At 70.3% G+C, this 2,773-nt stretch carries 2 protein-coding genes; both read right to left on the bottom strand.

Annotated features, from left to right (window positions below; all coding sequences use genetic code 11):
• Nucleotides 1–127: 127 nt before the first annotated feature.
• Nucleotides 128–1,795, bottom strand: coding sequence for a putative bifunctional diguanylate cyclase/phosphodiesterase (locus tag AC1DZ6_RS22990; RefSeq protein ID WP_477099430.1), 1,668 nt, complete (start codon nucleotides 1,793–1,795; stop codon nucleotides 128–130).
• A 43-nt stretch (nucleotides 1,796–1,838) separates the two neighbouring features.
• Nucleotides 1,839–2,417, bottom strand: a complete 579-nt coding sequence (locus AC1DZ6_RS22985; RefSeq protein WP_477099429.1) for a GNAT family N-acetyltransferase — start codon at nucleotides 2,415–2,417, stop codon at nucleotides 1,839–1,841.
• Between the last annotated feature and the right edge of the window lie 356 nt (nucleotides 2,418–2,773).

Here is a 2,773-nt window from a genome sequence, read left to right as displayed (position 1 = left end):
GAGGACCCCTGCGTCGGCTGCGAAAACGGCAGGCGGAGAAGTCGCGACCTAGTCGGCACGCGACAGCTCGGCGGCGCGAGAGGTCCTCGGAACAAGTCCGAGGATGACGAGCGTTTGAGTGGCGGAGCTAGCCGCGCGCCTTCACCGGCGCGGCGCCGTCGACATAGGCCTCGTTCAGATAGACCTCGGCCTCCTGCGGCGACAGGGCCGGCGCGTAGCCGAAGCCCTGGCCGTAGTCGCAGCCCAGCGCCTGCAGGGCGCGGGCCATCTCGGCGTTCTCGACGCCTTCGGCGACGACTTCCAGATCCAGGTCCTGGCCCAGCTTGACCACCGAGCGGACGATCTTGGCCGAGCCGGCGTTGCTGCCCATGGTCCGCACGAAGTAGCGGTCGATCTTCAGCGTGTCGAACGGCAGGCGCRTCAGGTACGACAGCGACGAGAAGCCGGTGCCGAAATCGTCCAGCGCCAGGCCGGCGCCGGCCTCGCGCAAGGTCCGCAGGATCACCGCGGCCCGCTCGGGATCGCGCATGATGTCGCTTTCGGTGACTTCCAGCTTCAGCGCGCCGCGCGGCAAGTCGTGCTCCTTGAGCACCTGGCGCACGTCGTGGACCAGGCCTGGGCGGTCGATCTCGCCGGTCGACAGGTTGACGCTGACGGTCAGGGCGCCGACGGCCGGGTGCGAGGCGCGCCAGGCGGCCAGCTGCCGGGCCGAGGTGCGCATCATGTGCTCGCCCAGCTCGCTCATCAGGCCCATCTCCTCCACCAGCGGGAGGAACTCGTCGGGCGGCAGCATGCCGCGACGCGGATGGATCCAGCGGGCCAGGGCCTCGAAGCCCGACAGCGCGCCGGTCGACAGCCGCACGACGGGCTGGAAGAAGGGGGTGATCTCGCCGCGGCCGATGGCGCCGCGCAGATCGGCCTCCAGGGCCAGGCGCGACAGGCTGTCGGTCTCCATCGAGCGGCCGTAGGCGGCGGCGCCGCCGCGCCCGGCGGAAGCGGCGGCCTCGACGGCCAGCTCGGCGCGACGCAGCAGTTCGGCGGCCTCGGGGGCGTCTTCGCCGCCTTCAGCCGACACCGCGCCGATCGACAGGGTGGGATGGATGTCGAAGCCGGCCACCCGCAGGGGCTGCTCCAGGGCGGTGCGCAGCAGCTCGGCGGGCTCGAAGCCGGCCGGGTCGCACAGCACCGCGAACTCGTCCTCGCCGATCCGGCCCAGCAGGGCCTCGGACGGGAAGGCGGCGGCCAGGCGCGAGCCCAGGGCGGCCAGCACCAGGTCGGCGCGCTCGTGGCCCAGGGCCTCGTTCAGGCGGCGCAGGCGATCGACGTCGGCGACGACCAGCTCATGCACGCCGCTCTTGCCAAGCCGCTCGCGGGCCTGGGCGATGAAGCTCTTGCGGTCGAGAAGGCCGGTCAGGGTGTCGCGTTCGGAGGCGGCGAACTTGACCTCGGGGGCGATGACGCCGGCGGCGCGCACCCCGTCTTCCAGCCAGGTCCCGCGCCAGATGCAGATCTCGCCGTTGCGCATGCGCAGGCGGGCGACGATCTCGCTGCCCGGGGGGCGAACCTTGAGGATGTCTTCGGCCTGGGCGCGGTCTTGGGGCAGGGTCAGGGCGCGGAAGGCGGCGGAGGAGCAGTCCGGGGCCAGCGGTCCCAGGCCCAAAGCCCGCGCCGCGCCGTTGACGCGCAAACGGTCGGCCTCGGGCTCCCAGAGCCAAAGCGCGACTTCGGCGGCGCCCAAGGCCTCCAGCGTGGCCGTGGCGTCCCATACGCGTCGCTGACTAATCTTGAACGACATGCCCTGATCCCGCGCCCAAAGGCGCAACGCTTGGGCGAGCGCGCTAACCTGGCGCGACCATCCCGAACAGACGATGATCTCGCCACTCGCCGTTAATTTTCAGATAAGCGGGGGCATATCCCTCCTCCGCGAACCCGGATTTCAGCAGAACGGCGGCCGAAGGCTGGTTCTCGGGCATGCAGGCGGCCTCCAGCCGATGCAGCGCCAGCTCGCCGAACGCGAAGTCGATCGCCGCCCGGACACCGTCCTGCATGAAGCCCTGGCGGGCGTGGGACTGACCGATCCAGTAGCCGATCACGCCGCTCTGGGCGACGCCGCGCCGGATGTGGAACAGCCTCACCCCGCCCATCAGCGCCCCGTCGTCGCGGCGGAACATGAAGAACGGAAAGGCCTCTCCTGTCTCCATCTCGCGGGCATAGGCGTTGAGCCGGGCGCGGAAGGCCGGGCGCGTCAGATCATCCTCGGGCCAGGTCGGCTCCCAGGGTCGAAGGAAGGCCGCCGACTGCGCGCGCAACTCCGCCCACGGCTTGTAGTCGTGCAGTCGAGGCAGACGCAGGAACACTTTCTCGCCTTCGAGGCGTGGGCCTGTGTCGGTCTGGAAGAGGCGCAGGAAGGCGGTCAAGCGAAGGTTCTCGTTCAGGGGCGCACCTTCGAGCGTCAACGCGTTCGAGGCAATAGGGGCGTCGGTCGGAAGCGCTTTCGGCCCTCAAGCCTTGTCGTCCCGCGCGGCAAAAGCGTAGGAGACGACGTTCATGATCCATGCGACGCGACGCCGGCGCCGACGACGACAGCCCCGCTGACGTCGCGCCGTCAGGCGACGCTGATTTTTCGACGGAAAAGACGACTGACCAAGTTCTACAAGACCAGGCGCAACACCTTCGCCTTCGCCCGTCGTCCCCGGCTCGGCTGGCTGGCGGCCGCCGCCGTCGTGCTGGTGGTCGGCCTCGGAGCGCTGGGCTGGACGGTCTTCCACTCCAC

The organism is Caulobacter sp. P1_B12_2 (assembly GCF_056406675.1).
Note: the sequence above shows the minus strand (reverse complement) of the source record. Positions and strands in the feature narration are given on the sequence as shown.